Source organism: Streptomyces sp. NPDC093598, from assembly GCF_044764825.1.
Lineage (GTDB): Bacteria > Actinomycetota > Actinomycetes > Streptomycetales > Streptomycetaceae > Streptomyces.
In genome coordinates this window covers 18143-44943 of record NZ_JBIWIV010000012.1, presented here as the reverse complement: position 1 = coordinate 44943, position 26801 = coordinate 18143, and the positions used below count along the sequence as shown (strand labels likewise).

Below are 26801 nucleotides of genomic sequence, written 5' to 3'. Positions count from 1 at the left end.
CTGTTGGTGGACTGGCCGCGTGTAGAGGCGACCGCGCCCGGCGACCGGGAAGAAACGTGGCCAGGCTGTCCGGCTGACGCGGAGGGGCAGCGGGCCTTACCCTTTCGGTGGCGGGTCCCGAGGGCCGGAACCCGGTAGTTGGTACCGACCGGGGGCAGCCGTGGACGTGCCGACGCTGATCCTGCTGGGCGCGGCGGGAGGTGCGTTGCGTGGGCTGCTGGACGTGTATATCCGGTTCCTCGACTGGCAGACCGACCGTCGTGCTCACCGGCGATTACCGCCGGGGCAGGCGGATGAACCGCCGCTGTTCAAGACATACTTCGATCCTGTCGGCGATCCTGTCGCGGCGGTGGTGCACAGCGCGATGGGTGCTGGAGCCGCCGTTCTCTTCGGCACCACAGGGCAGATCAGCGGCGCCTACGCGGCCGTTGTCGTCGGCCTCTCGGCGCCGGTGATCCTGACTCAGCTCGGCCGTGTCCAGTCGGTGAACGACGCGCTCAATGGCGCGGTGCTGTCGCAGGCGGGCGTCGAGCCGGGAGCCTCGCACCCTGCTCAGCAAGCCGACCCGCTCACGGCCCCGCCCCCGGCCACTCCTGCCCTGGAACCCGCCCAGCGCGTCGATTCGGCCTCTGCCGGACCGGAGCCGACAACGGAGCCTGCATCACGGCCGAGGTCGGCAACGGAGGGGCCGGTCGCGCTGCCGGAGCCGGAGCGGCGGACCCAACCACCCCCGCCTCGCCCGAGACCCGCCGCCCAGGCCGAACCCTTCTCCGCTCAGTCCGGTTCCGGTCTTTCACCCGGCGTGCTCCCCACACCGCCCACGCGCCAGGGTGACGCCACGCAGGACCAGGAGGCGATGGGCCTCAGGTCCGTCGGCCTCCCGTCGGACACCGCGGCCGAGCCGGGTCGGCGACAAGGCGGTCATACAACACCTCCCTCATCCCAGGGACCGGTTGGCGGGCAGGAGGGAATGGCATGACCCGGGCGTCATCCCTGCACCGGCGTATCGCGGCGAGCATCCTGGGCGCCGAGCGGCCAGGCCCCACACCCCCCACGCCCGAGCAGCAGAGCCGCGTTCCCCTGGGGCGCCGTCTGCTCGCCTCCCTCGTGGGCATCCGAATCCGCCCGCCTGCATCCCATGCCTCCAAGCACCATGCGCCGACGCCGCGCTCCTCGACGTCGCATGCCTCCGCTCCTCCCGCCGACGCGCCGCCGACTTCCGCGACACCGACTTCTGCGCGCAGGGTGCCGGATCGACCGCCCACGTCGCCTCTGGCCGACCGTTCGGACTTCACCCCGCAGCCGATGCCGAGGCCACTCCAGGTCGTCAGCACAAGTCCCCGGTGGACCGCCGGGGGAGGCGGCAGTGCTCCGCAGCACCTACTGATCGAGGACCGCCAGGAATACGAGCGGGTCCTCGACGAGGCGCTGCGCTCAGCACCGCACCGCCCGGACCTCGCCGCTGTCGGACAGCGGCTCAACCCGGAGCAACTGCGCACCATGGCGCTCAACGCCACGGCACTCATCACGGCCTCCGCAGCGACCGAGTATCAGTACTACGTCAAGGTCCGTGAGGAACTGCGCCAGCCGGCACCGTCCACGCCCGACAGGGGTTCCACAAGCCCGGGCAGGCACCCGGCAGGTCTCGCCACCACTGTGGCCGAGGCCGCCGGGACCGCCGACGCGGGCGCCGGAGCGGTCGCCGCGGTCCTCGTACCCGTGCTGACGGCGACCGCGACAGCGATCTTCCTGCTCCTCGGCTACATCCTGAAGATGCTCGACCCGGAGTCGGCTTTCGCGCGGACCATGCTCGTCACCGGTTGGGTGTTCGGCGCCGTGACCGCCTTCGCGATCCTGGCCGCCGCCGTCGGGCTGCTCGTCACCGCCCTACGGCACCGGCCCGTGTCGGACGCGGGCGCATACGCGGAACTGAACGAAGAGGTGACCAGAGCGAAAGAAGCCTGGCGTGAGGCCCTGCTGGAACGCGGCATCCTGCCGTTTCTGCGAGCTGTCCTCAGCGACCCGAGCCCCGGCGCATCACGGGATACGGGACCACCGCTGACCCCGCACCGGCACACGCCTCACCTCGGTTACAACCGTCCCGACTACACGAGTCCCGACTACACCAGTCCCGACTACGGCGGACCGGAGACACGGCGGGAGTGACCTCGATGTGTGCTGGGCGGGAGCCGGCGCACAAGGAACGGACTGGTTCGAGCGGCCAAGGCCCGCAGTGCCAAGTCGGGTGCGGCCTACCGGGCATCGTTTCCTGGCGCGAGGACGGCACCCCGCTGTCGGTCGTCGCGTTCACCGTTGTCGACGGCCGCATCACCGACATCACGGTCGTGATCGACCCGGCCAAGCTCGCGCTGATGGACCTGCCGGATCCGGCGTGAGCCCCCGGGGCGGGTCACAGCCAGGCGGCCAAACGAATCGCGAAGGCAGCCCGCGGCTCCAGCTACCGGGTGACACCCAAGGCAACACGCGCGCGACGAGGTCGCATGGACCACCATCCAGCGGACCCAGGGAGCGACATCGGCGGAGCAGTGGTCCTTGGCAAGCCGCGGACGTCCGAATGGTTTTCGGCCTGAGTCGGCGCTGGGAGCCCGCGCCGCCGGGCTCGACTTCATCGCGACGACAGAGCACAGCTCTGCTGCGGAACCCGGTGTATGGGGACATCTGGCTGCCGAAGACTCTTGACGTGACCTTCGACGACGCCGGAGGTCCAAGGGGTAGAGCAACCTGCGGTGACCGCGTCCAGGTCGCGTTCGAGGCCGTTGGCGAAGGTGTGGAGGCAGGGAGGTCATCGGCGCGGACGGCTGCGATCCCCTCCGTGATCTGCTTGCCTTCGCGCTGGGTGAGCATCCGGGCAAGGCGCGGATGTGACCAGCCAGGGCTTCGAGTTCGAGGCAGGTGGCGAGCGCAGTCTTCAGCCGCAGCCGATTGTCCTCCCGGAGAGCGCCGGGGTGGGTGAGCAGCCAGCCGGAGACCGTTCTGACCGAGGGTGGCCGGACGTCCGGGGGACGTGGTTTCGTTCGCAGGGGGCGCAGGTAGTCGCGGACGGCGCCGTAGCCGCCGCGGTAACCGCACTCGGTGATCTCCTCCCACAGCTGCCAGGCATTGGTGCAGCCGTCATCCCACCGCTGGTGGAGATACGGCTTGAACGCATCGAGCTTGGTCGGCCGGTTCTGCCATTGGCCGCGGAACAGTTCCTCCGGCGCATTCGCTTCCGCGAGTTGCTTGACGGTGCGGTAGGTCATACGGAGCTGACGCTGGATCGAGACGATCAGTTATCGGTCTGCCAGCAATGATCAGCCCATACAGGGGTGTGACCGAGATACGCGCCAAAGGGGCAACGGGATGATTTTGAAGCCCTGAGTGCCGGACCCGTCCCGTATTTCAGAGGGACACCTACGCTGTTCTGCCAGCGGCAGAACAGCGGCCGGACCGGGCTCGACGATCACTACCGTCCAGTCTCATGAGGACGATTACGACGCGTACGGTCGAGTACCCGGCCGACGGTTTGACGATGATCGGGCACCTCGCGCTCCCGGCCGGTGTCGACCGCCGGCCCGCAGTGCTGCTCGGGCCAGAGGGCATGGGGCTCAGCGACGTCGAGCGCCGCCGGGCCGATGCTCTCGCCGAGCTGGGATATGTAGCGCTGGCCTTCGACCTTCACGGCGGGCGCTATTTGGGTGACCCCGAGGAGATGCTGGCCCGTTGCATGCCACTGCTCGCTGATCCCGACCGGATGCGGTGCATCGGCCACGCGGCGCTCGACGAGTTGCGCACCGAGCCCCGGACCGACCCCGACCGGATCGCCGCCATCGGCTACGGCACCGGGGGCGCCATCGCGCTGGAACTCGGGCGAGCCGGCGTCAACCTGCGGGCGATCGGGACAGTCAACGCAACTACCACGGGCCGACCGGGCGAGGCAGCGCGCATCCGCTGCCCGGTGTGGGCCGGGGTCGGATCGGAAGACCCGATCATGCCGCCCGCGCAACGAAACGCGTTCACCGTTGAGATGCAGGCTGCGGGCGTCGACTGGCGCCTCGCGGTCTATGGCGGCGCCTTGCACGCCTTCCACCACCCGCCGGTCGACCACCCCGTGGTCCCCGGCGTCGGCTACCACGCACAGCACGCGCAGCGAGCCTGGCGCGACGTCGTCGACCTGCTCGCCGAGTGCCTGCCAGAGACGGAGGACCTGGGGGCATGACGCACCGCGAAGACCGCGGCGAACCCGGCTGCCGACGTCACGCCGTCACCCCCTGGGCGGAAGTCCGAGGCGCAAAGCGCAGCACCGCGACCGGGCCGTGCCCGCCGGGGCTCAGTCCTCGCTCGCGTAACTGTCGCCGGGTGACCAGGCCCTCGGGACAAGCACGTCGGTCGATCTCCGAAACCAGCGGGTTCGAGGGATCTGGACGGTGCTCCGGCGAGAACCCGCCAGGGGTGTGGTGGTATTGGGAGGGAGTACCGCGCGGGTTCACCTTCGCCGTCTGGGACGAGATGGAACCCTCGATCTTGAGGGGGCGTTGGGATGGGTTACGACCTGCAAGCAGTGATCGCTGAAGGAGAGGCCCTGCGCGGTGCGGCGCGGGACCTGCCTGCCGCTCGGCTGGCGTCGATCGGACAGGGCCTGTCGCTGATGCCGATGGCGGACGCCCTGTTCGATTCCGTCGCAGCGGCAACGGCGTAGGCGCGTTGGGGTTCTGGCGGGCCTGGTTCACGCCACTCCCGACAGCGGCGCCGACCACTTGTCACATCCGACACCGAGGGCAGCTTCTGACATCCTCGACCTGTGGGCGCTGATCACGCCGCTGCTGCTGCCCTTGCCCGAGAAGCATCGGGGGCCCGGTCACGCAAACGCCTGACCGGGCCCCGGGATCAACTACCGCGGCAGGTGCCGGCCGCGGCTCAGTTCCGGTACCGGAACACGATCCGGCCGCGCGTCAGGTCGTAGGGCGGGAGCTCCACCAGCACCCGGTCCTCCAGCATGATCTTGATGTAGTTCTTGCGGATCTTCCCGCTGATGTGCGCGAGCACCTGGTGGCCGTTCTCGAGCTCCACGGTGAACATGGCGCTGCGCAGGCACTCGACGACCTTGCCCTCGACTTCGATGACGTTCTTGTTCTTCGTCATCGCACCAGCTCCAGGTTGCTGCTCATCGGCCGGGCGCCGATGCCCTCGAACAACGCCGAGGCTGCCTGGTTGGACTCGTGGACTTCGGCCCAGGCCGCGGCGAACCCGGAGCGGTGCAGCGTCCCCAGCGTGTGGGCCAGCAGTGCCCGTGCGATGCCGCGGCGCTGCTCGCCGGCCCGGACCGCGAGCAGCCCGATGCGCGGCCGGTTCACCGTCACCACCCGGATCAGACCCAGGTAACGGTCCGGTGCCGTTGCCACCGCGTACTTCGACGGGTCGACGACTGTGTCGCTTTCGGGGCGGGGAATCACCTCCGCGGGCATCGACTGCCACCCGACGGTCGCCTCGACTTCGTCACGGATCGCGCGGTCCACCTCCCGCAGCAGACTCTCGTCCGCCTGACCGGCGGGCACGATCGTCACGCCCGAAGGCGGCAGGGCCGCGTCGAGCCCTGTGACCTGCGGGTCGGTCGGCACCACGTACTCCCATTCGCGGCGCCGGATCGTGAAACCGGCCCGCTGCCAGCCCGCCGTCAGCTCGACGTCGGCTTCGTCGACCACCGTGTACAGCGGCGTCGGCAGTTCCGGAAGCATCGCCTCTGCGAGCCGGTCGAAGGCGGCGTCGTGCCAGGCGTCGATGCTGATGAACAAGCGTCCGTCGGGCCGGTGCTCCGCGTGCCCGCGGCCGACCACCAAGTCGTCATCCAGTGCATGCCATTGCCTGTCCGCGACGCGCGTGATCATCACCGCGTCCTCGCTCAGGCCAGATGTGAAGGGCTTTGTGTCCATCGGAGTCTCCCTTCCAGGAGTGCCTCGATCTCAGGCGCTCCTGGCGACACCGAACGTCAGCCGCCGGACCGTGACGGGTTGAGGGAGCACCCACGGGTAACTGTGTTCACGGGGCTCACCTCCAAACGACGACTTCACGGTCCGCCGCGAAAGTAGCAGCGGGGCGCCGCCTCGCTCAAACCCTTTTCCCCCGTCACGGCGTTGGGCAAAGGGATGCGCGAGATGCACGCGCCTCCAACCCTTCCTCCCGGCGCCCAGCGGGGCATCGTCCACCGCCGCTGTCTTTCCTCGGTGCAGCAGGACCAGCCGCCCACGTGTCCTGGTGCCTGCGCACTTACAGGCCGACTCGAGCGCGGCGGACGCACCCGGGCCCGCGGCGCTGCGGGTGCAAGTGTCAGGCCGTAGGGGTGGGGGCGTACGGACACCACCCACACGACGCCGGTGATCAGCGAGAGCACGGTGATCGTCTGCAGCGAGTTGCGCAGGGGCAGCACTCCGGCCAGGACGTACGCCACGACAGGGGCCCGCGGGCGCGGTACCAGCGCCGGTTCCTCCGCCAAGCCGCTGGCGATGGAGGTGATAACGCGTCAGTCGATATAGCTGTACCGCAGTTGGCTCCTGGTTCGGTTTAGGACGCAGGCCAGGAGTAGCCGGGGCTGGAAATGCGGCCGGACCCGTCACTCCGGTACCGGCCGCATCTCCACGACACGCAGTCCCAGTGACTGGCAGCGTGCCAGCAGCCCGTACAGGTGCGCTTCGTCCACGACGGGGCCGAACAGGACCGTCTGGCCGGCCATCACCACATGGCCCAGCTCCGGAAAGGCTTTGGCCAGCGTTTCCGACAGGTGTCCCTCGACGCGGATCTCGTAGCGCACGAGCTTGTCCTCCCACGGCTGCCCGGGACAGGCGGACGGCGCCCTCTCAACCATCGTCCGCCTCCGCGTCGGCTCATACCTCACCCGGAGCAGGTGACCCGCCGGGTGACGGACGCCGGGATCAATGCTTCAGCACGAACTTGAGGGCCGGGTCGGTTGTGGGCCTGGAACAGGGGTGGCTCCCTGCGGGACGACAACCCGCGGCTGTCCGAAGAGACCCGTGAGCGGATCGGTGTCGCCCTCGAGACTGGGGTCCCCCCCGCCGTGAAGGCGTGGGCCGGCGCGCCGATGAGAAGGGAACCGATGAGCACGGTGTCCAGCCCTTCGATGACGGACCAGCCCAGCATGAGGACCCGGAGAGGGGGTGCCTGATGGCCGGCCCGGCAGGCCGACCCGGCGACCCGGTACGTCGGTAGAGTGCCGGGCATGTGCCGGCGCATGCCTCGCCGACTGCTTCCATCGCACCCGAAGTGCGCGCAGGGCGCCTCACCCACGACGGGGAGGTACGGTCCTCGCCCGGGCCCGGAAGAGTGGGTTCCGGCGCGTCCTCACAGCAACCGGAGGTCGCGTGCGCGGCGCACCGCCTCGCCCCGCCGGTTCACCGCCAGCTTCCGGTAGACGCTTTTGAGGTGGGTCTTCACCGTGTTCACCGACAGGAAGAGATCGGCGGCGATCTCCTCCGTAGACATCAGCCGGGCCACACGGTCCAGGACGTCGTGCTCGCGTGCGCTCAGCTCCACCGCGACGAGCGGTGCGGGCGGCGACGGCGACTGCGGTCGGAGCCGGTCGCCGTGGAGCGGCGGGGCGGGCCTGAGCCAGCCTGCCGCCAGTTCCCGCAGGGGAGCGGTGGCCATGTGGGGCCGGATCCACGCGCCGGCGTCCAGGAACGGACGCCGCAGCCGCTCACGCCGAGCGTCGAGGAGCGCTTGTGCCACGAGTTTGCGGGCAGTGGCTCTGTCTCCCTCCGAGTCCGCGGCCCGAGCCCTCACCAGTGCTGCCCTCACCGTCACCGCCGGGCCGGTTCGTCCTTCGCCGGGGACGCTGTCGAGCAGGTCGAAGGCTGGGCCGGGACGTCGTGCGGCGAGCTGGATGGCCGCGGCCTCCACGGCGCACAGGGGCTGGTCGCCGGAGACCGCCTGGAGGACCTCGGCGGCTCTGTCCGGCCGTCCCTCGGCCAGGTGAGCGGCGGACGTGACGAACGCTTCGTTGCTCGTGGCCCACGGGGAAGCCACGGCGGCGGGGACGGCCGGATCCGCCGCCTCGACCGCGGCTCGTACCTTCCCCCTGGCCATCAGGAGGCGAGCTGTGGCGAGGGCGCGCCCCGCTGCCATCACCGGATCACGCCGTGCGGAGGGGAGTTCGGCCGTGTCGTCGATGAGCTTCTGAGCCAGGCCCAGTTCATGACGTTCGACCGCCACGGCGGCCAGCACCAGCCGTCCGATCGCGGAGCCGGACGGCTGCGGCGGATCGTGCCCGTCCGTTCCGGCCCCCGCCGCCAGTGCCTTGCGCTCCGCCCGGCCTGGCCAGCCGTTCAGATAGTCCAGCAGGGCCAGATGTCCCATCGCCTCCTCCCGGGGCAGTTCGGTACACGCTCCGCCGGGAGCACCGGCCACGGTGGTCAGGACGGCACGTGCGTCCTCGAAGCGCCCGGCCCACAGGAGTGTCGAGCCCACATGGGTCATCAGGAGGGCGGTGACTTCGGGATGCCGCTCCAGGAGGCGAGCCGGCACTTGCCGCCGCAGTTCCGCGGCCGATTCGGCGGCCTTCTCCACCTCTGGGGGGCATGCGGTCAGCCGGGCGGCGAGGGCCTCGAGCAGTGCGCAGCTCAGCCGGGCGGCCGCCAGGTCGGGGGCGTCACCGGCAAGCTGCTCCTTGGCCTGGCGCAGGCTTGTCAGGCCGTGATCGAGGTCGTGCCGACAGAGGTCGTGGGCGGCACGGACGAGGTTCGTGGCCGGGCTTCTCGCTTCGGGCCCCATGAGGGAGAACAACTGGTCCAGCTCGTCCGCGCTCGGGCCGGTGAAGAGCCGCCCGATCGCGAGGTCGTCCACGAGGGCACCTGCGGTGAGATCCCAGTCGCCCGCCGCGGCGCCGTGGGCGACTGTCTCCGGCAGGAAGCCGTGGCGATGCAGCCACTGTGCGGCCTGTCGGTGGAGTTCCGGCTCCAGCCCGGGCAGGCGAACGCGCATATGTGCCCGCAGTATTTCGCCGAACAACGGGTGGAGTTGGTACCACGAGTGCCCGAGACGCTCGACGAACGCGTTGTCGTGGTGCAGCCCGGCGAGGATGGGCTCGGCGTCGATACGGTCGGTCAGCGCGTTGGCGAGATCGGGACAGAAGCGCTCCAGGACGCTGACGCGCAGGAGGAGGTCCTGCGTCTGCGGCGTCTGCCTCTTGAGGACCTCGGCCAGCAGGAAGTCCGCGACCGTGCTGCGGTCTGCCTCGAACTCCTTCAGATAGAGCTCGGGATCGGAGCGCTCCCTGGCGGCCAGGGCGGACAGGCTCAGGCCGGCGGCCCAGCCCCGGGTGCGGTCGACCAATGTCCGCGCTGACTGGACCGGCAGGCTCAGACCGTGCAGTTCCAGGAGTGCGGCGGCCTCTTCGGGGGTGAAGGCCAGTTCGGCGGAGCGGATATCCGTCAGTTCGGCGCCTGCCCGGTAACGGTGCAAGGGGAGCAGTGGTTCGATGCGGGTGACGAGGACCAGGCGCAGTCCCCGGCCGGCGTGGTGCAGGACGAACTCCAACTGCTCCGCGACCTTCGTATCGGTCACGCGGTCGTACTCGTCGAGCACAAGGACCACGGGCCGGTCGCGGTCGTTCAGCTCGGCGGCGAGTGCTGACAACAGCCTGTGGTCCACCCTGGAGGCTTCCGCCGGTGTCCCGACCGCTTCGGACACCGGGGCACCGCAGGCGCACAGGGCCTGCAGGACGTAGGCCCAGAAAACCCCGGGGCGGTGGTCTCCCGCATCGAAGGTGAGCCAGGCGACCGGCGGGCCCAGTCCGGAGGCCCAATCGGCGGTCAGCAGGGTCTTGCCGGCTCCGGCCGGGCCGTTGATCAGAGTCAACGGCGTCCTGAGAGCCTCGTCGAGGTGATCGGCGAGCCGTTGACGGCGCAGGAACGTGGGGGGTCTCGCGGGGAGGGCGAACCGGGTGCGCAGAAACGGATCGCCCAGGGGATCGGTGTGCGAGAGCGCCGGAACGGGGGGAACCGCCGGTCCTTGAGGGTCCTCATGGATTTCCGGCACGGCGCTCATCACCCCTGTCGGTCAGGGCCACGTCATGGGCAGCGCTTCAACCCTCAGCATCCCAGCCTTCCCGTTCAGGCGCGCGGCAACCGAGCCGTGGGCCCGCTGACCTGCGCTTGACACTCGGAGTCGGTGGAACCCTCGATGTCGGGGTAGAGCGCCGGATCGACCGACATCGCCAGATCACGCCGCATGAGCCGGAAGCCGTCGATCGTCCCGTTGGCATCCATCCGGCGGCCGTGCCGGAAGGGGTGGCAGTCGGACTGCTGCACGGCCGTCCCGGTCGCCGCCCTGATGTGGGCGAAGAAAAGACTCGAGCGAACGTGCTGGGCGAACCTCTTGTCGAGGCCTTCCTTGATCACTCTATGTGCTGCTGCGTCAACCGATTGTCAGTGGCTGCTGTCACCATGGGCGATCCGGTCATGTGGCTTCGAGGGGGAGGCTTGTATGCCTTGGGTACGTCCGTATGTGCGCTCTGATGGGACGCCGGTGAGGGGGCATGCGCGGTGGGCTGCGGGCGCCAGACGAGAAATGACGATCTTCGCCGGGTTCGCGTTGGCCGTGGTGGCGTTGGGCAACGGCAACGCGTCGGCCGGGAGCGGAGATGTAGCTCCGCGGCCGCAGTCGACCGTGCAGTATCCGATCCGGTTCGACAACGTCCCGCCGCAGCGCATCGAACAGCCGCGGCCCACGGTGTCGTACCCCGTCCGGTTCCCTGAGGCGGAGGGGAGCCGGTGACGCGTCGACGACCGGCGGCACGGCGGCGTACCCGGCGTCCGAGCAAGCGGCGACAACAGAACGACGCTCAGCTGATCGCCTTGGCTGTGGTGGCGACGGCGGTCATCGGCTTGGTGGTGATGGTGGTCAACTGGCTGCTGGACCACTGGTGGGTGCTCCTGCCGGCCCTGGTGCTCGCGGTGCTCGCGGGCGTGGCCTGGCTCTCCCACCGGCGGCAGCAGGCCCGGTGGGAGGCCGTTCGTGCGCAAGGGCTGCGCTACGGGCTGTCCCAGCTCGACGCGGTGCATCACGCCAAGTTCGAGGAGGTGATCCGGGACCTGATGCGCCGCGACGGCTGCCGGGACGCGCAGCGGGTCGGCGGGGGCGGCGACCTGGGCGCCGACGTGAAAGCCACCGACCCACTCGGGCGACGCTGGGTGATCCAGTGCAAGCACCGCCGCGACGGCGCCCGAGGCTCTGCGGTGGGCACACCGGATCTGCAGGTCCTGAACGGAACGGCCCGGCAGGTGCACGGCGCGGACGTCGCGGTGATCGTGACGAACGGCAGGGTGACCGCGCCGGCCCTCGCCTTCGCCAAGCAGCAGCGACTGCACGTGGTGGACCGCCAGACGCTGGCTCTGTGGGCCTCGGGCTCACGGCCACTCTGGGAGCTGCTGCGGGCCGTTCCGCCCCCGAGGCGGCCGACATCGCTGAGCTGAACGCGCAGCATTTCGGCTTCTTCGGTAGAGCCGTGGCCTGTGATTGAGGGGAACCCGGCAAATGTGCCGAGTTCCGGTCGGCGCACACGTAGACGTAGTCGAGCTCCGCCAGGCAGCGGCCCCTGACGGCCATGCGGGCCACTGTCTGCTCGACTGCGATCCAGGGCCGGGTGGTCCGGGCGCGCCCGGTGAATCCGCGCCAGCCGTGCGGTCCGATGCACCCAAGTGGCTGCTGCGCGCACCACCCGTGCGGCATGCAGGGCGGAACAGCGGGTACTGGCACGGCACACGGGGAGCGAGGTCGAGGCCAGTGGGATGTGCTGTGGACGGTGACGGATGTGCAGCGCCGGAGGAGCATCTGATACGTGTCGGTTTCGCCTTGGGCGGCGACGACGGCTGCATCGCAGACGCCCGTCAGCATGCTGTCGCCTTCCTCGACCAGGCCGGTGACGACTATGGCCTGCCGGTGCCGGCGCGCGCGAAGGACCTCACTCAACTGGTGGTCAGCGAACTGGTCACCAACGCGTGCAAGTACGCCAACGGCCCTGTGCTCGTGGAGTTCGGTCTCACCGTCCGCGCCGTGGAAGTCGTCGTGTGGGACAGCGACCCCACGCTCCCTGCCACTCAGACGGCCGATCCTGGCCGGATCGGCGGCCACGGTCTGGAGATCGTCGAAGCGGTGACGGAGGGCCTGTCCATCGACAGGGAGGCGGTCGGCAAGCGCATCACGGCCCGCCTCGTTCTGGCCGACGGCCCGGAGGCTGTCCTCGCTGGGCGCTCGCCGCGGTAGCGGGTCGCACCTCGAAGGCGTCGCGTACGCGCCGACGCGATGGTCATCGAGGGGCCGCTGGGCCGGGCGGACGCGCAACGAAACCCGGCGAACGCCCTACGTCAACTCGCGAGCACCGTCGAGCTGCCTGCCAGGCATTCCTACGATGACCAGGAGCCGTAGGCGCTGCCCGACGCCGAAAGTGGGCCGGCCTGGTCATCGGCGTTCTGCCAGGCGCGGGGCGAAGTCGGCGAGGTTGCCGTCAGCGCTGCCGGCGCCGCTCGGCGGGGCCGGTGTGGTGATGAGCGCAACAGTGCCGATGGCGGGGGAGAGGGAGGTCCCCGATCCCCCGCGCATCGGCAGGCGGTAGCGAGGACGGGGCCCAGAGCGGCGAGCCCTCCAGGGCAGCGGCCAGGAGGACGCTTCGTCGCAGGCACGCTCATCGCACGCCGCGCCGGATCGGGCTATGGCCAGTGGCGCAGCAGCAGGGCAGGGGCGTGACGCGTGAGCCAGGCGCTGGCCAGTCCGATCACGGCACCGGCGGCTACGTCGCTGGGATAGTGGGCGCCCGACTGCACCCGCTCGACGGCGACCATGGCAGCTGGAACGGCGCACAGCGCGCCCGCGCTCGGCCAGGTGGGGCTGATGGCGGCGGTGAAGGCGACTGCGGCCGCGGTGTGCCCGGAAGGGAACGAGGAAGAGTCGGGGCGGTCGGCGACCTCGTCGTGCGGGATCCACTCCGTGGGCGGCCTGGGGCGGTCGGCGAGCTGCTTGCACAAGCCGTTCGACACCAGCTGCGCCACCACCAGGGCTCCGAGCCCGGCTGCTGCGGCCTTGCGGCCCCGCCATCCGCCCAGCCAGGCCATGGCTGCGGCGGCTCCGCACCAGAGCTTCGTGCTCTCCGCGGACTCTTCGACCGCCGACAGTGCCTTGGCGACTGCCGGTGGGATGCGGGAAGCCGCCTGCTGTGTCAGAACCCGATCAACCTCGAACAAGCCCGTAAGCAACCTCATGAACTGCGGTTATCCCAAATGCTACGAGGTAAAGCAGCTTGTTCGTTCCGAACCTGTCCGTCATCCGCTGGGCGACGGTCATGCTTCGTCCAGCCGGCGTACGTCCTTCTCGGTCCACTTCCTGGTGTCGCGGGGCTGGGTGTAGGGCTCCTTGTCCGGTCGCAGACCGCCGGCGATCGCCCGCTGCCGGACGATCTCCGCGTCGAATTCCAGACCGAGAAGAATCGCCAGGTTGCTGATCCACAGCCACACCAGGAAGACGATGACACCGGCCATGGTGCCGTAAGTCCTGTTGTACGAAGCGAAGTTGGCTACGTAAAAGGCGAAGGCGCCACAGGCGATCAACCAGATGACCAGGGCGAGGAAACTGCCTGGTGTGATCCACCTGAACCCCTTCACCTCGGCGTTCGGGCTGGCCCAGTACAGCAGCGCGATCATGATCGTGATCAGGACCACCAGGACGGGCCATTTGGCGATCGACCACACTGTCAGCGCGGTGTCGCCCATCCCGAGAGCTGTGCCGGCCTGGTGGGCCAGAGCGCCGGTGAAGACGACGATCAGGGCGCTGGCGACGGCGAGCACCATCAGGACGACTGTCAGCCCGACCCGCACGGGAAGGATCTTCCACACCGGGCGGCCCTCCGGCATGTCGTAGACACGGTTGGCCGCGCGGATGAACGCGGCCACGTATCCGGAGGCCGACCAGACCGCCAGAACGAGGCCGACGATCGCCATGATCGACCCGATACCGGCATTGCTCTGCAACTGGGTCACGGCTCCGGTGATGATGTCGCGGGCGGAGCCGGGAGTGAACTGCTTGAGATTGTCCAGCACCGCGCCCGTGGTGGACCTGCCGGTGAGGCCGAGCAGCGACACCAGGACCAGCAGAGCCGGGAACAGCGACAACAGGCCGTAGTACGTCAACGCCGCGGCCCGATCGGTCAGCTCGTCGTCTGTGAACTCACGCAGGCTCCCCTTCAGCACGGCCGCCCACGCCGTCTTCGGCAGCTTCGTCGGCCTGTCCGGTGCACGCCGCTCCACCGCTGGCCCCGGGCCCACTTCCTCAGGCGGCGGGATCTCGCGCTCCGGTGCCTCGTCGCTGCCGTAGTGCTCTTTCCGCCTGGGAAGATGCGGCTTCATGCCCGCCGAGTACCCGTAGGTGCCGGCTCAATCGGGTTGCCGAGGCGCGGCTGGGTCCCCTGCGGACGCTCACCTTCAAAGGACGAACGTGTCGAGGTGGGGAGGCGCACCGGGCGGGCGCGTTTCGCCTGCCCGGCTCCCGTCAGGCTGCCTCGCTGTGTCGCCCGGAATGCCGAGCCGGACTCCGCTCGGAGCCCGAGGGGCCGGCGTTGCGGACCAGCCGCAGGTGACGTTTTCGGGCGTGGCGGGCCGCCGACGGACGGGCAGATAAGCCGTCCTCGACACGGTCCATGACATACAGCAGCACACCCAGGGCCGGCAGCAGCAGCACGGCGACAGTGATCACAGCCCAGTTCCCTCCCGGTCGGTGACACCCGGGTTCCCACCCAGGCTCCGCCTGCAGCAGACAAAGGTGAAGGTCTGGTGACCGCACGGTGCAGGAGGCGCGCGAAGTGTGGGTCTGTGTGCCGCCCGCGCATGGATCGCGGCGGCGGAAGCATCCGGGAGGCATGGAGTGCGCGATCTACCGAGAGCAGACGGGCGAGTGCGAAAAGATCGAGTTCGGGCCGGAGGACGAAGGATGCCAGGTCGCCCTCGACCGCCTGGCAGTACTGAAGCCGGACGAGTTCGCCTGGATCCGGATGGACGAACCTGAGCAGGACCGGCTGCAGCGGCTGGGCGAGTCCCTGAAGCTGCATCCCCTGGCGATCGAGGACGCTGTGCAAGCGCACCAGCGACCGAAGCAGGAACGCTACGGGGATGTGCTGGCGGTCGCCGTCAAGACACTGTGGTTCGTCGAGCGAACCGCAGACGTGGAAACCGGCGAGGTGATGATCTTTCTCGGGCCGTCCTTCGCCCTGACCGTCCGGCACGGCTCACTCGACCCGACGGTGGAGGCGGCCGCCCGGTTGGAAGACGCCCCGCAGATGGCACGGCTCGGCCCGGTGAGTGTCCTGCATGCGGTCACCGACGTCATCGTCGACGCCTACGCGCAGGCAGCGGCTCAGGTCCGCACGGACCTCACCGACCTGGAACGGTGTGTGTTCTCACCCGTCCGCGACGACCTGACGGAGCAGATCTACTCGCTCAAGCGGGAGGTCGTGGAGTTCCGCGACGCCGTCCAGCCTCTGGTTCCGGTGGTGCACGACCTCACGGTGCCCCGGGATGCCTGGCCGCAGGAGATGGTGCCGTACTTCCGCGACGTCGCCGACCATCTCACCCGCACCGACACCGAAGTACGCGCCTTGGACGACCTGCTCGGCTCCGTCCTTGACGCCCATCTGGCGAAGGTGAGCACCTGGCAGAACGACGACATGCGCCGCATCAGCGCGTGGGCGGCCATCCTGGCGATCCCCACCATGGTCGCCGGGATCTACGGCATGAACTTCGCCGACATGCCTGAGCTGAGCTGGCGCTACGGCTATCCGTGCGCGCTGGCCGTGATGGCCCTCGGGGCCGGACTGCTGTACCGAGCGTTCCGCCGCAACGGCTGGCTCTGACACCCCGGCCGACGATTCTCTGATGGCGACGACCGGTCTTGGCTGTTCTATGTGCTGTCAGGGGCGTGATCGCAGCAGGGTCCCCGGCGCATGAAGCGGGCGACCAGCCGTGCGCCGTCGGTGGCCAGACGCCGGTAGCCGTCCATCTCGGTGGCCAGCAGCTGCCGCTGAGGTTCTGTGGGTGGGGTCTTCGCCTGTTCGCGGACCGCGGCGATGTCCCACGGAGACATCAGCACCCGCACGCGTGGGTCGTTGGCCGGCGAGGTCGGTGCCGAGGAGAGGCTGAGCGGTGAACGGTGTGAAGATGAGGCACAGTTGGGTTCCACCGTCAGCGCGGCAACGTCGGGCGTCCGTTGCCAGGGGCAGTCGTTCCGGATGCCGTCTCGCCGACGCCGGGCCGACGGCGCCATCACGTCGTTGTCGACGGCGATCGGTATCAGATCACTTCATCCAACTCGGCCTGCATTCGCGTCGCTTCGACGTCGCGCGTGACGGCCTGGGCGAGCAGCATCCGCAGTACGAACACGATGAGCGCGACCCCCAGGATGGCCACTCCAACCCCGGCCATGATGAGGGTGACTCCCGGGTCGGCTCGTTGGCTCGGGGCATTGAGGGCCGTGACGGCGAACCATGCGAGGGCAGCCGTCACGATGGCGCCGATCACGAGGTCCACGTACCGGAAGGCGGCGTGGGAGAACACGGTTCTGCGTCGCACCATCGTCACCAGCCGCCATACGCAGACAACGGCGACCTGGACCGACACCATGCCCAGGATCGTGATCACTCGCAGCGAGGTCAGCGGGAGCGACCCGTCCTCCGGGTCGCTCCCGCTGACCAACGTCCACCCCATCGACGCCTGTACGAACACGGTGCCGGCGAACACCACCACGAGCACGGCACGCAGCGCGCCTACTGTCAGCTTTCCCATGACCCAACTTTCCATCGAACCGCGATGGGAATCTATCGAATGTCGATAGGCAAAGCAAGGAAGCAAGGGCTGGTGTGGTGTCACCCGAGGAATTGCCGAGTCAGCGCGTATCCGGCGCCCTTTGCCCCCACGGGCACCGAGACCTGAGGGCGAGATGCGTGCCGCAGAGGCGTTGGCAGGATTTCTTGAGTGGTCGGCCGTCGGCAGGCGGACGGGCTTGAGTCTCCCGTAGACGATCGCGGGATCGTGGCGCCGACGGACCGCAGCTCGGCCGGCTACCGCCTCTACACCATCGACGCCGTCGCGCGCCTTGACCTTGTGCGTACTCTGCGGGACCTGGGCCTGGACCTGTCCACGATCCGCAGGGTCGTGGACCGGGAACTCTCGCTTCCCGAGGTTGCTGATTTCATGCACAAGGCGGCCCAGCTCTCCGAGGACGAACGCCAACGTGTGATCGCGGACTTCCTCGAATCCGCCTTCGGCGGTCTCGGCACCCGCTCCACGTTCGCGGGGGTCAGGCGCTCAATGACACCCGAGATACCCGACAACGCCGAGGTCGAGCAGGTCCGGGCATGGGCGGAGCGCGCTGTGGAGGCCCTCACCGGCTGGGCCTTCGACGCCTTGGAGTCGGGGTGCTGGAGCGTCTGGAACTCCTGCACCAAGTGGACAACTCGGCCGAAATCCATTCGCCTTCTTCTTCGGACCGGGTGAGACGGCCCATGCCGCGGGGGACTGGGGCGTTCGACGACGTGGCAGTGGGGGGAAGCGGGCTCTCGCTGCACGAGCCGCGTTCCCCACCGTAACTGCTGGTCGCCTCTCAAGGGAGACTGCCTGCGGCGGTCAGCCGAAGATGAGCTCGACGTCCTTGTCCAAGCAATACCGCATGACGGTGACCAGTTGGCGAGTGTCATCGATGCGTCGCTGGAGAACGGGGTCGCTGTCAACGTGCTGCCGCGGATCTATGATCGACTCCAACCTTGGCAGCATGGCGGCACATTGAGCGGGCGAGAGAGAGCCCTCATCGTCTGGATGGTCGAGCAGCGGTGCCAGTGTCGTGGACACAGTGCTCCACGTGCGGTCGCCACCGAATCCGTTCATCTCGGCAAGCGTGAAACCCTCCGCGTGGGCCAGCCACTGCCTGAACATGTTGAAGCCGGTGTAGGACCATGAGACGTCCGGGCTGCTCACGTCGCCGTCTCTGGGGAACAGCATGAGCCCCATCCTGCCCTCCTTGCTTGTCCGGTGCTCAGGATCAGTCGCGGGATGGCATGGCGGCAACTGAAATGATGTGTCGCACGGCTGGGGTGATCACGGCTTTGGCGTGGCCCTGGACAACCCACCGTTCACCGAGGCTGAGCCCGCCGCAGTTCGACCAAATCATCACCGGCTTGCGGCGCGAGGGCGCGGACCCGGTGCGTAAGTCACTCATAAGCAGACGAACCGTCCCCCCGAGAGAGCCCAGTTGCCGGCGCGGGCGGTTCTCGCGTCTCCGTTGGCCGGGTTACCCGTGGCGGTCGCTACGCCGGTGGAACAGCGCGCGGTACTCCCTCGGCCGCTGGCCCGTGTGTCTGGCAAAGATGCCGCTGAATGCCCCGGTGTCGCGGTACCCGACATCGGCGGCGATGCTTGCGACAGTCCTGTCCGTCGTCTCCAGCAAGTGTCTGGCTCGACGCACCCGGACCCTCTGCAGGTATGCGAGGGGCGTCTCGCCGGCTTCCTCGCCGAAGCGACGGAGCATGGTTCTCGTACTGACGTGGAACTGCTGGGCGAGGGTGGGCAGGTCATAGCGAGCGCTGACGTTCTGGTCGAGCCACCGTTTGACGCTGAGCGAGAACTCCCTGCCCACCGTGGGGATGAGCGCCACGTCGACATAGGGAGCCTGCGTGGTACGTGCATCATCGACCAGCGCGATACGCGCGGTGCTACGGGCGACGCGGGGGCCGTCGTGCTCGCGGATGAGCTGCAGCGCGAAGTCGTACATGGCACTGAAGGCCGCTGTGGTCGTCACCCCCCGGTCGGTGACGACCAACCTCTCCGGGCGCAGACGCACATCGGCGTACCGGCGAGCGAACCGCTCCGCGAACAACCAGGACGTGGTCGCTTCGCGCCCTGCGAGCAGCCCGGCCTCAGCGACCAGGAAGGCGCCCACGCAGATCGACACGACAGCGGTCCCCGTGGCCGCCTGCGATCGAATCGACGCTGCTTCCGGTTGCAGGTTCGCGAGTGTCGCGTCGAGATCGAGCGTGGGCGCAAGCTCGAAGCCCGGCACGACCAGAATATCCACGGGGCGAATGGCCGAGACGTCGAGGACGGAGCCGCCGGACGCGGTCACACGCCGCCGGGGCGAGATGACTGACGTGGTGTAGGCCGGCCGAACCGAGCCTTGCGCCGCGGCGACGTGAGTCGCCATGGCCAGGAGGTCGGGGACTCCGAACACCTCCGACGCGAAGCAGCCAGGGTAGGCCAGCACACCGACTCGCAGCGGACTCATGCGGTCCCTCCGGCACCGTCGAACGGGTGGCGATATTACCCGGATACGTGGCGATGCCGCCGCTTCTCACGAGCGTGGCCGCTCATCATCATCTCGGTCATGACACACATGCGAGGACAGAGCGACCCCTTGGACGACTTCTCGCGGAGAACCGTCAGCGTCGGTGACGTCGACAAGACCGTGTACGTCGCCGGGTCAGGACCGGCAGTCATTCTCATGCCCGAGATGCCGGGCATCAGCCCCGACGTCGCGCGGTTCGCGCGCTGGGTCCGTGATGCAGGCTTCTCCGTGTACCTGCCCTCTCTTTTCGGCGTCGACGGTGCCTATCCACTCGCCGAGGCACGCGAGACCATCGTTCGACGCGCATGCGTCAGCGCCGAGTTCCGAGCGTTTGCCGGTGGCGGCACAAGCCCCGTCGTCACGTGGCTGCGCGGCCTGGCTCGCCTCGCGCACGCCGAGTGTGGCGGGCCTGGCGTTGGCGCCGTCGGACTGTGTTTCACCGGCAACTTCGCCTTGACCATGGCGCTCGAGCCCGCTGTCATCGCACCCGTGGTCAACCATCCCTCGCTTCCGCTCGATGATCCCAGCGGTCTGGAGATCAGCGAGGAAGACGCTGCTGCTGTGGCTGAACGCATAGCGCGAGACAAATTGGAGGTTCTCGCCTACCGCTTCGACGACGACAAGTGGTGCACCGGCCAGCGGTTCGCGGCTTACAGAGCGCTGCTCGGGGACGCATTCGACGGCCGCGTACTCAAAGCCGAGACGGCTAACACGAACCCTCCACCCTTCTTCCGAGACGTCGTCGGTTGCGCCCACAGCGTCGTCACGGCACACCTCGTCAACCAGGACGGCCACCCCACCCTGCAGGCTCGGAACGAGATCATCGCCTTCCTGGCCAAGCGGCTCGGGACGCAGCCGATATGAGCCGGGCCCCGTCGATCGCATCAGGATGCTCAAGCGTCGGATGTTCGGTCGCGCGAGATTCAAGAACCGCTGCGCACGTGCGTCCTGCTCTCTGCACGAGACGGGGCTGATGAGCGTCGGCGACCGCGAAGCCGCCCAGCAGTCCCGCGAGCAAACACAGGCCAGATCCGGGACGTGGGATCGACGGCCGGATTCTGCGCCTGTTCACGGTAGTTCGCCTGCGACCTGACGACAGTCACCCCATGCCCGCGTCCGCCGCAGGCTGGGGACACTGTCGGCAGAGCGCGGGGACGGCATCCGGCGGTCCGCGTTGACGGCAAGATGAGGCCGCCCCACCCCGAGAGGCGGGGAGAGGTGGCGTAGTCGGTGGGCGTCGGGCCGTTCCCCGAGGTAGGTTCGTACACCGCACATCCCCTTGGGCGGGTGCGGTCATCAGACCTTGCGGCTCGCCTCGGCCTTGAATTGGTCACCAGTACGTCGCGCCCCGAACACCGAGGTCCGACCAGGCGTCACAGGTGCGACGCAGACGGACGCTGGACCGCCGACTCCGAAGCGCCCCGCTATCGTTGGTCAGGTTGCCGTAGCTGGGACACGGGGGGACTTCATGGGCGTGTTGCTGTATTACCCGAAGGTGAATCCGCCTACGGAGGTCGTCCACCAGGCCCTGCTCTACTGGGACGGTCTCGCCTCCGTCGTGCCCCGCGACCCCCGGGTCTACGAGGCGCTCGTCGGTACCGAACTGCGACGGCTGGAAGAGCGTGAGCTGTACCGGCCGCTCGCTTTCACCGGTGAGACGCTCGATGTCATGCCCTTCTACGGGCCCGAGTACAGCACAGGCCAGAACCGGTCCGTCCTCACCCGAGAACTTGTGCGGCTAGCGGCTCGCCCGGATCCGCCCAGACCCACCTCGCCGCCCGAAGCGGTCCTCCACACGTCAAAGATCACTTATGAGTTGGAGCGGCTACTGCTCCAGCTGGGACTGGCAACCGACCTCGGGCGCCTGGGCCGGCGAGCGGAGCTCTCCGTCTCCAAGGAGGTTCAGGCCCTGGTCGTCGGTGTGCTGGCCCGCGAGCTCGCCGCTGCCGCGGACCTCGCCCTCTTCCCGTACACGGACAGCGAGGACGCGTACCGCAACACCCTGCGTCCGGTGTCCCCGACCCGCTGTCTGGCCTGGGAGATGGAGCTGGGCCGGCTACTGCCCGTTCCGGCGCCGGGCACCCCGACCGAGGACGTCCTCGCCTTTCGTGAGAAGTACGCCGACGAACGACGCCGCCTGATGCGCGCCCTGCACCGCATGCTGGGCGATCTGCGCCGTGACTACGAGCACCCGGCGGACGTCCTCACCCAACTGCGCGCGGAACTCTCCGAGGCGGTCGAGGACTATCGGGCGGCGCGCCGCGGCAACCGTATGGCCTGGGTTCACCGCTCGGTCACGGTGTCGGTCGCACTGGCCGCCGCGGCGGGCGGTGCCCTGTTGCTTCCGGACCTCGGCTGGTTCCTCGGCACGATCGGCGGCTATGCCCTGAACGTGGCTACCCGGGAGATCCGCCCGCTGGCCAGGGCCCGCCACGACCACGACTTCAGCTATCTGCACCGGGTGCAGAGCGGACTGTCCTGAGGGAGAACATCACGGTGGTGTTGGCGACGAAATGCCCAGGCAGGGCACGGCTGGAGGCAGGGTGTCCGTGGAGTCTCCAGATCACCTGTGCAGAGAGCTCGCAGGAGGTGCGCCTCTCGTTCGGCGACGACGCGCCGACGTGGGACGAGATCGACCGATGCCTCGCCGAGAAGGGCTACGACCGATCGGAACCGGTGCCTTGCCGCGCCCCCGAGACGGGCGACGAGTTCGACGTTGTGGGCTGGAGCTCGCCTGCCTCGCCCGCCTTCCGACGATCGGGCGGGCAGGAGGAGGACCGCGAGCGGGACGGGCCGCCGCAGGACCTCACTGTGGCGCTGCCTGTGGTGGAGGTGGGCGAGATCCGGCGGGCCCTGGACGCGCTGCGGGCCCGCAGCGACCGGCCCAGACAGACTGCAGCGATTGCCGCGCTCATCGAGGGCCTGGACGCCATGGGCACGGTGCCGGTGACGCTCCCCACCGCCACTGCGGACGCCCTCCACCACGCCGTGTCAGTGATCGGCTACTGGACCGAGGGGCTGGAAGGCGACACGCTGGGTGTGGCGGGCGACCTCTGCCGGTACCTCAGCAGCTCACAGCCAACCGTCGGTCCGTGGCCCCACATCCGGGACACCCTCCAGGACGCCCTGCGCGAAGCTCTGTCACGCCCCGGTGCCGAGGGGTTGGCCGCGCGCGACGAACTGCTCGCCCTTCTCCGCGGCTTCACCGACGCCCACCGAACGGCGACAAGGGCGGACGATAGGGAGCAAGGACGCCTCCAGATGGAGCGGACAGCAGCGGAACGGGGGGACCTCCAGGCGTAGGCGTCGATTTCGGCAGCTAGTGCCGCAGCAGGCAACGTTCGCCCTGTCGACGACGGTGCGGAGGCGTTAGCCGTCGGCATGACGGTTCCGCCAGATGATGTAGCGGCGGATCATGCTGTCCTGTTCCTTGTGGTCTATGTGGTCGGTGCCGTCGAGGGTGAAGCAGCGCAGGGCGGTGAACTGGGCCTCGATCAGGTTCAGTTAGGAGCTGTTGGTCGGGGTGTAGGCGATCTCGGCATTGTTCGTCACGGCCCAGGTGCCGACCCGCTGACACCTCTTGGTCGTCGGATGCGGGGAGAAGCTGTCGCGGCTGTACCGGGCGCCCCCACCCCACCGACCGCCGGGCCAAGCAGTTGATCCTCACCCCCGAGGGCGCCGAGCGCCGGGAAATGCTGCTGCAATTCCTGTGCGAGGAACTTCTTTGGCCACTGACCCGGCAGAAGCAAGACGCGCTCCAGGGCCTGGTGCGGCGGGCCATGGCCCGCGCTGAAGCTCGTTAGTGCTCTGACCCGGAACGTTCGCCGGGCCGGTGACTCAGGATGAGATGCCTGAGCCGTTCGGTAATGTGTTCGTCCGGGAGGGCCCGAACGGCTGCTGCCAGGTGGCAACGGCGGCGACAGCCGTAGACACGTCCCATGACCACGGACGTCGGCACGGCCTCCGGCCCCTGATCCCACAGGACGGACCACGACACGGACGGGGGAACACCCATGACGACCGCTCACGCCTTATCCGGGGTCGGGGGCAGCTCACCGCCAGGGAGCGACACGGTCATCGACGTACGGGATCTGCGGATGCGCTACCGCAGCCAGGACGTGTTGAAGGGTGTCGGCTTCACGGCCCGGCGAGGCGAAGTCGTCCTGCTGCTCGGCCCGAACGGCGCGGGCAAGACGACCACGATCGAGGTCCTGGAAGGCTTCCGGATGCGCTCGGCCGGTGACGTGACCGTCCTCGGCGTTGATCCGGCTGGCGGGGACGAGCGGTGGCGGGCGCGCCTGGGCATCGTGTTGCAGTCCTGGCGTGACCACGGCAAGTGGCGGGTGCGGGAACTGCTGGCCCATCTTGGCTCGTACTACGCGCCGTACTCCACGGCCCTCGTGCGGCGGCCGTGGGACGTTGACGAGCTCCTCGCCGCCGTTGGGCTGACCGAGCAGGCGGACAAGCGGGTCGGAACTCTGTCCGGCGGGCAGCGCAGGCGTTTCGACGTGGCCGTCGGCATCGTCGGCAGGCCTGAGGTGTTGTTCTTGGACGAGCCCACGGCGGGTCTGGACCCGGAGGCGAGGAAGGAGTTCCACGGCCTGGTACGCGGGCTGGCGGACGAGAACACCACTGTTCTGCTGACCACGCACGACCTTGCCGAGGCGGAGAGGCTCGCCGACCGCATCCTGATTCTGGCCGGCGGCCGGATCGTGGCCGATGGCTCGGCCGAGGAGCTGTCGCGGCAGGCGTCGGCCGAGGCCACTGTGCGCTGGACGCGGGACGGGCGGCCCTTCGAGGAGGCGACGGCCGAGCCCACCCGGTTCGTCCGTCGGCTGTTCGAGGAGCACGGCGAGGCGATCGGCGGGCTGGAGGTGCGCCGGGCGAGCCTGGAGGACACCTACTTGACGATGGTGCGGGAGCACGAGGCGGGGAGCGTTCCCGATGAGCGGACGGTGCACGCTTTCGGGGAGGGATCGCGATGAGCCCGGTGTGGTACGCGGCGGGAGCAGGAGTGCGGCGCGGCTGGACGGAACTCCGGCAGACCTTCACCACCGGCCAGGACGTGTTCGGCTACGCACTCGGGACGGTCCTGCTCCTCGTGCCGCTGTTCCTGGTCAGGGACGACCCGCTGAAGGGCGCCGGCATCTCGACCGGCGCGTTCATGCTGCCGAGCATGCTGGGCATGACGCTCGCGTTCACCGGCATGATGACCACCGCACAGCTGCTCGCGACCGAGCGCGAGGACGGCACACTGCTGCGGGCCAAGGCGGTGCCGCACGGCATGGTCGGCCATCTGGTCGGCAAGATCATCATGGTGTCGGGTACGGCTCTCGTCTCCATGGCCCTCCCCTTCGCCGTCGGCGTGTTCCTGGTGGACGGCGTGGCCCGGCAGGGCGGCGGAGCGCTGCTGACGCTGGTGTGGGTGATGCCGCTGGGTCTCCTGGCGACCCTGCCGATCGGTGCCGTCATCGGCTCACTGGTCAGCAGTCCGCGCACCGTCGGCTTGCTCATGCTTCCGGTGATGGGACTCATCGTGATCTCCGGGATCTACTTCCCCCTGTCCGAGCTGCCCGAGTGGCTGCAGACCGTCGGGCAGATCTTCCCCATGTACTGGCTCGGCCTCGGCCTCCGTTCGGCGCTGCTGCCGGCCGATGCGGTCGCCGCCGAGATCGGCGATTCCTGGCGGCACCTGGAAACAGCGGGCGTGCTGGGTGCCTGGGCAGTCGCCGGGCTGCTCCTCGCACCATCCGTCCTGCGCAGGATGGCCCGCCGCGAGTCCGGGGCCGCGATGGCGGAACGGCACCGGAAGGCGATGCAGCGGGTCGGTTAGTCAGGGTGGCGGGCGTTCGCAATTGCGTCAGCGCAGGCAGCGGTGCAAGACCCGGGTCTGCACCGTGTGGTTCGGATGGCTGGAGTCGGTCAGGGTGAACTGCCGCAGCGGGCCGACGTGCGCCTCGATGCGGTTGGCCCAGGAGGCGTAGGTCTGGGTGAAGCACAGCTCGACCTGGGCTGAGGGGCGCGACGCCCGTTCAGTCGGGGTCCTGCTCGTCCCCGTTCGCCCGGCTGGTTCGCCGCACGGCGGTGAGCGCGCCGAGCACCGTGCCGACGGCCACGATCGTCAGTCCGCGCAGCCACACCTGGGCCTCGATCTGCGTGGCAAGCACGACGCAGGACGCGATGCCCAGCACCGGCAGTGCGGTCGGGGTGCGAAAGTGGTCGGCTTCGCCCTGGTCTCGGCGCAGTACCAGCACCGCCGTGTTGACCATGAGGAAGACGACCAGCAGGAGCAGCACCAGGGTGGAGGCCAGGGTGGCGACGCTGCCGGTGAGCGCGAGGAGCATCGCCAGCAGCGTGGTGACCGCGATCGCGGCCCATGGCGTACGACGGCCCGGCAGCACCTTGGTCAGCGCGGGGGGCAGCAGCCCGTCCTTCGCCATGCCGTAGGCCAGGCGGGAGGACATGATGCCGGTGAGCAGCGCGCCATTGGCCACGGCGACGAGCGCGATAGCGCTGAACAGGCGGGGCGGCACGCCGCCTGCCTCCTCGACGACCTCCAGCAGCGGCCCGCTCGACCCGGCCAGCTGGGCGGTCGGTACCGCCGCGGAGGCGGCCATGCCCACCAGCACGTACACGGCTCCGGCGGTGGCGAGGGCGCCGAACAGGGCGCGTGGGTAGGAGCGCCGCGGGTTGCGGGTTTCTTCGGCGACGTTCACCGACGTCTCGAACCCGACGAAGGAGTAGTACGCCAGTACCGAGCCGCTCAGCACGGCCGCAGCTGCCCCCTTTCCCGGCGTGCCCAGCTGGGTGAGGCGTCCCATGTCGCCGCCGCCGCGCAGCACCAGCCATGCGCCGAGGACGACAATGACGGCCAGCCCGCCCACCTCGACGACGGTGGCAACCACGTTGGCGCGGGTCGACTCCTTGATGCCCCGCGCGTTGACGAGGGCGAGCAGGGCCAGGAACAGCACGGCCACGAGCCCCACGGGCAGTGTCACGAAGGCCGACAAATAGTCGCCGCCGAAACCGCGGGCGAGCGCGGCTACCGAGACGATGCCGGCGGCCAGCATGCAAAAGCCTGCGACGAATCCGGCGAACGGTCCGAAAGCGCGCGTAGCGTAATGGGAGGCTCCGCCCGCGCGCGGATACTTCGTCGCCAGCTCGGCGTAAGAGGCAGCGGTCAGCAGTGCCAGCAGCAGCGCGACGACCAGCGGTACCCACACCGCTCCGCCGGAGTCGGCGGCGACCTGGCCGACCAAGACGTATACGCCGGCGCCGAGCACGTCGCCCAGAATGAAGAAGTACAGCAGCGGGGTCGTCAGCGCACGATCGAGCGCCGTTCCCTCCCGGGCCGCTTCCTGTCCGCCTGTCTCCGCCGCCACCCTGTTCCCGACTTTCCTCGCCATACCGCCTCGTGTCCC

Annotated in this window: 26 protein-coding genes and 5 pseudogenes; 15 read left to right on the top strand and 16 right to left on the bottom strand. The window is 69.1% G+C overall.

The annotated features are described in order from the left end of the window. Window positions 1-160: 160 nt before the first annotated feature. The 6 genes from ACIRDU_RS28370 (at window position 161) to ACIRDU_RS28345 (ending at window position 4696) form a co-directional block, all read left to right on the top strand. Entirely contained in the window at window positions 161-979 is an 819-nt protein-coding gene (locus ACIRDU_RS28370; protein ID WP_403584335.1) for a hypothetical protein, read from the top strand. 326 nt (window positions 980-1305) lie between these two features. Next, window positions 1306-2166 (top strand): hypothetical protein, encoded by an 861-nt coding sequence (locus ACIRDU_RS28365; protein ID WP_403584332.1) that lies wholly within the window; start codon window positions 1306-1308, stop codon window positions 2164-2166. A gap of 5 nt (window positions 2167-2171) precedes the next feature. Beyond that, entirely contained in the window at window positions 2172-2396 is a 225-nt protein-coding gene (locus tag ACIRDU_RS28360; protein ID WP_403584330.1) for a hypothetical protein, read from the top strand. A gap of 486 nt (window positions 2397-2882) precedes the next feature. Then, window positions 2883-3311: a hypothetical protein gene (locus tag ACIRDU_RS28355; RefSeq protein ID WP_403584327.1), complete on the top strand. Its 429-nt coding sequence runs from the start codon at window positions 2883-2885 to the stop codon at window positions 3309-3311. A gap of 167 nt (window positions 3312-3478) precedes the next feature. Continuing rightward, entirely contained in the window at window positions 3479-4216 is a 738-nt protein-coding gene (locus tag ACIRDU_RS28350) for a dienelactone hydrolase family protein (protein WP_403584325.1), read from the top strand. 321 nt (window positions 4217-4537) lie between these two features. Further along, complete coding sequence (locus ACIRDU_RS28345) at window positions 4538-4696, top strand: hypothetical protein (RefSeq protein ID WP_403584323.1); 159 nt, start codon at window positions 4538-4540, stop codon at window positions 4694-4696. A gap of 218 nt (window positions 4697-4914) precedes the next feature. Here the strand turns inward: ACIRDU_RS28345 and infA are convergent, their stop codons facing one another. The 6 genes and pseudogenes from infA to ACIRDU_RS28315 all read right to left on the bottom strand — a co-directional run. Then, window positions 4915-5139: a translation initiation factor IF-1 gene (infA, locus tag ACIRDU_RS28340; RefSeq protein WP_010981942.1), complete on the bottom strand. Its 225-nt coding sequence runs from the start codon at window positions 5137-5139 to the stop codon at window positions 4915-4917. After that, window positions 5136-5927 carry a GNAT family N-acetyltransferase gene (locus ACIRDU_RS28335; protein WP_403584321.1) on the bottom strand — a complete coding sequence of 264 codons (792 nt, stop codon included), beginning with the start codon at window positions 5925-5927 and terminating at the stop codon, window positions 5136-5138. Before ACIRDU_RS28335 ends, infA begins: the two co-directional genes overlap by 4 nt. A gap of 419 nt (window positions 5928-6346) precedes the next feature. After that, a pseudogene (locus ACIRDU_RS28330) lies at window positions 6347-6442 on the bottom strand (HdeD family acid-resistance protein); the annotation flags it as partial. A gap of 162 nt (window positions 6443-6604) precedes the next feature. Next, a complete protein-coding gene (locus tag ACIRDU_RS28325) occupies window positions 6605-6802 on the bottom strand; it encodes a hypothetical protein (protein ID WP_175437358.1) in 198 nt (65 codons plus the stop codon). 548 nt (window positions 6803-7350) lie between these two features. Next, window positions 7351-10053, bottom strand: a complete 2703-nt coding sequence (locus ACIRDU_RS28320; RefSeq protein WP_403584317.1) for a LuxR C-terminal-related transcriptional regulator — start codon at window positions 10051-10053, stop codon at window positions 7351-7353. Between the two features lie 113 nt (window positions 10054-10166). Further along, window positions 10167-10385: pseudogene (locus ACIRDU_RS28315) on the bottom strand (class II glutamine amidotransferase); the annotation flags it as partial. Between the two features lie 393 nt (window positions 10386-10778). On the opposite strand from ACIRDU_RS28315, the gene ACIRDU_RS28310 reads away from it, so the two are divergent. Further along, the gene (locus tag ACIRDU_RS28310) at window positions 10779-11480 is read left to right on the top strand and encodes a restriction endonuclease (protein WP_403584315.1); all 702 of its coding nucleotides are present in this window, start codon (window positions 10779-10781) and stop codon (window positions 11478-11480) included. Between the two features lie 310 nt (window positions 11481-11790). Beyond that, a complete protein-coding gene (locus ACIRDU_RS28305; protein ID WP_403584312.1) occupies window positions 11791-12270 on the top strand; it encodes an ATP-binding protein in 480 nt (159 codons plus the stop codon). Window positions 12271-12713: 443 nt separating this feature from the next. On the opposite strand, the gene ACIRDU_RS28300 is transcribed toward ACIRDU_RS28305, so the two are convergent. The 3 genes from ACIRDU_RS28300 to ACIRDU_RS28290 all read right to left on the bottom strand — a co-directional run bounded on the left by ACIRDU_RS28300 (window position 12714) and on the right by ACIRDU_RS28290 (window position 14748). Then, entirely contained in the window at window positions 12714-13262 is a 549-nt protein-coding gene (locus ACIRDU_RS28300; RefSeq protein WP_403584310.1) for a phosphatase PAP2 family protein, read from the bottom strand. A 78-nt stretch (window positions 13263-13340) separates the two neighbouring features. Next, window positions 13341-14402, bottom strand: coding sequence for a YihY/virulence factor BrkB family protein (locus ACIRDU_RS28295; RefSeq protein ID WP_403584307.1), 1062 nt, complete (start codon window positions 14400-14402; stop codon window positions 13341-13343). Between the two features lie 142 nt (window positions 14403-14544). After that, on the bottom strand, window positions 14545-14748 hold the full coding sequence (locus ACIRDU_RS28290; protein ID WP_403584304.1) for a hypothetical protein: 204 nt from the start codon (window positions 14746-14748) through the stop codon (window positions 14545-14547). Window positions 14749-14911: 163 nt separating this feature from the next. Between ACIRDU_RS28290 and ACIRDU_RS28285 the strand changes: the two genes are divergently transcribed. Further along, entirely contained in the window at window positions 14912-15901 is a 990-nt protein-coding gene (locus ACIRDU_RS28285; RefSeq protein WP_403584302.1) for a magnesium and cobalt transport protein CorA, read from the top strand. Window positions 15902-15948: 47 nt separating this feature from the next. Here the strand turns inward: ACIRDU_RS28285 and ACIRDU_RS28280 are convergent, their stop codons facing one another. Together ACIRDU_RS28280 and ACIRDU_RS28275 are read right to left on the bottom strand one after the other, a co-directional pair. After that, on the bottom strand, window positions 15949-16131 hold the full coding sequence (locus ACIRDU_RS28280; protein WP_403584300.1) for a hypothetical protein: 183 nt from the start codon (window positions 16129-16131) through the stop codon (window positions 15949-15951). A gap of 206 nt (window positions 16132-16337) precedes the next feature. Then, entirely contained in the window at window positions 16338-16829 is a 492-nt protein-coding gene (locus ACIRDU_RS28275; RefSeq protein WP_403584737.1) for a DUF2975 domain-containing protein, read from the bottom strand. 234 nt (window positions 16830-17063) lie between these two features. On the opposite strand from ACIRDU_RS28275, the pseudogene ACIRDU_RS28270 reads away from it, so the two are divergent. Further along, window positions 17064-17417, top strand: a pseudogene (locus ACIRDU_RS28270) (MerR family transcriptional regulator); the annotation flags it as partial. Window positions 17418-17669: 252 nt separating this feature from the next. On the opposite strand, the gene ACIRDU_RS28265 reads toward ACIRDU_RS28270, so the two are convergent. Further along, window positions 17670-18050, bottom strand: coding sequence for a hypothetical protein (locus tag ACIRDU_RS28265; RefSeq protein ID WP_403584298.1), 381 nt, complete (start codon window positions 18048-18050; stop codon window positions 17670-17672). A 280-nt stretch (window positions 18051-18330) separates the two neighbouring features. After that, entirely contained in the window at window positions 18331-19320 is a 990-nt protein-coding gene (locus tag ACIRDU_RS28260) for a GlxA family transcriptional regulator (protein ID WP_403584296.1), read from the bottom strand. A gap of 99 nt (window positions 19321-19419) precedes the next feature. On the opposite strand from ACIRDU_RS28260, the gene ACIRDU_RS28255 reads away from it, so the two are divergent. The 3 genes from ACIRDU_RS28255 to ACIRDU_RS28245 all read left to right on the top strand — a co-directional run bounded on the left by ACIRDU_RS28255 (window position 19420) and on the right by ACIRDU_RS28245 (window position 22683). Beyond that, on the top strand, window positions 19420-20244 hold the full coding sequence (locus tag ACIRDU_RS28255) for a dienelactone hydrolase family protein (RefSeq protein ID WP_403584294.1): 825 nt from the start codon (window positions 19420-19422) through the stop codon (window positions 20242-20244). A 631-nt stretch (window positions 20245-20875) separates the two neighbouring features. Then, window positions 20876-21862, top strand: a complete 987-nt coding sequence (locus ACIRDU_RS28250; RefSeq protein WP_403584292.1) for a DUF6236 family protein — start codon at window positions 20876-20878, stop codon at window positions 21860-21862. 14 nt (window positions 21863-21876) lie between these two features. After that, window positions 21877-22683 (top strand): hypothetical protein, encoded by an 807-nt coding sequence (locus tag ACIRDU_RS28245; protein ID WP_403584290.1) that lies wholly within the window; start codon window positions 21877-21879, stop codon window positions 22681-22683. Between the two features lie 66 nt (window positions 22684-22749). Here ACIRDU_RS28245 and ACIRDU_RS28240 read toward each other — a convergent pair. After that, window positions 22750-22989 (bottom strand): annotated as a pseudogene (locus tag ACIRDU_RS28240) (IS630 family transposase); the annotation flags it as partial. Between the two features lie 404 nt (window positions 22990-23393). Here ACIRDU_RS28240 and ACIRDU_RS28235 point away from each other — a divergent pair. Together ACIRDU_RS28235 and ACIRDU_RS28230 are read left to right on the top strand one after the other, a co-directional pair. Continuing rightward, entirely contained in the window at window positions 23394-24365 is a 972-nt protein-coding gene (locus tag ACIRDU_RS28235) for an ABC transporter ATP-binding protein (RefSeq protein WP_403584287.1), read from the top strand. Then, entirely contained in the window at window positions 24362-25213 is an 852-nt protein-coding gene (locus ACIRDU_RS28230; protein ID WP_403584284.1) for an ABC transporter permease, read from the top strand. The genes ACIRDU_RS28235 and ACIRDU_RS28230 overlap by 4 nt, the downstream gene beginning before the upstream one ends. Here the strand turns inward: ACIRDU_RS28230 and ACIRDU_RS28225 are convergent. Further along, window positions 25210-25390 (bottom strand): annotated as a pseudogene (locus tag ACIRDU_RS28225) (IS630 family transposase); the annotation flags it as partial. The gene ACIRDU_RS28230 and the pseudogene ACIRDU_RS28225 sit on opposite strands and share 4 nt — an antisense overlap. 22 nt (window positions 25391-25412) lie before the next feature. After that, a complete protein-coding gene (locus tag ACIRDU_RS28220; protein WP_403584282.1) occupies window positions 25413-26786 on the bottom strand; it encodes an APC family permease in 1374 nt (457 codons plus the stop codon). Window positions 26787-26801: the final 15 nt, after the last annotated feature.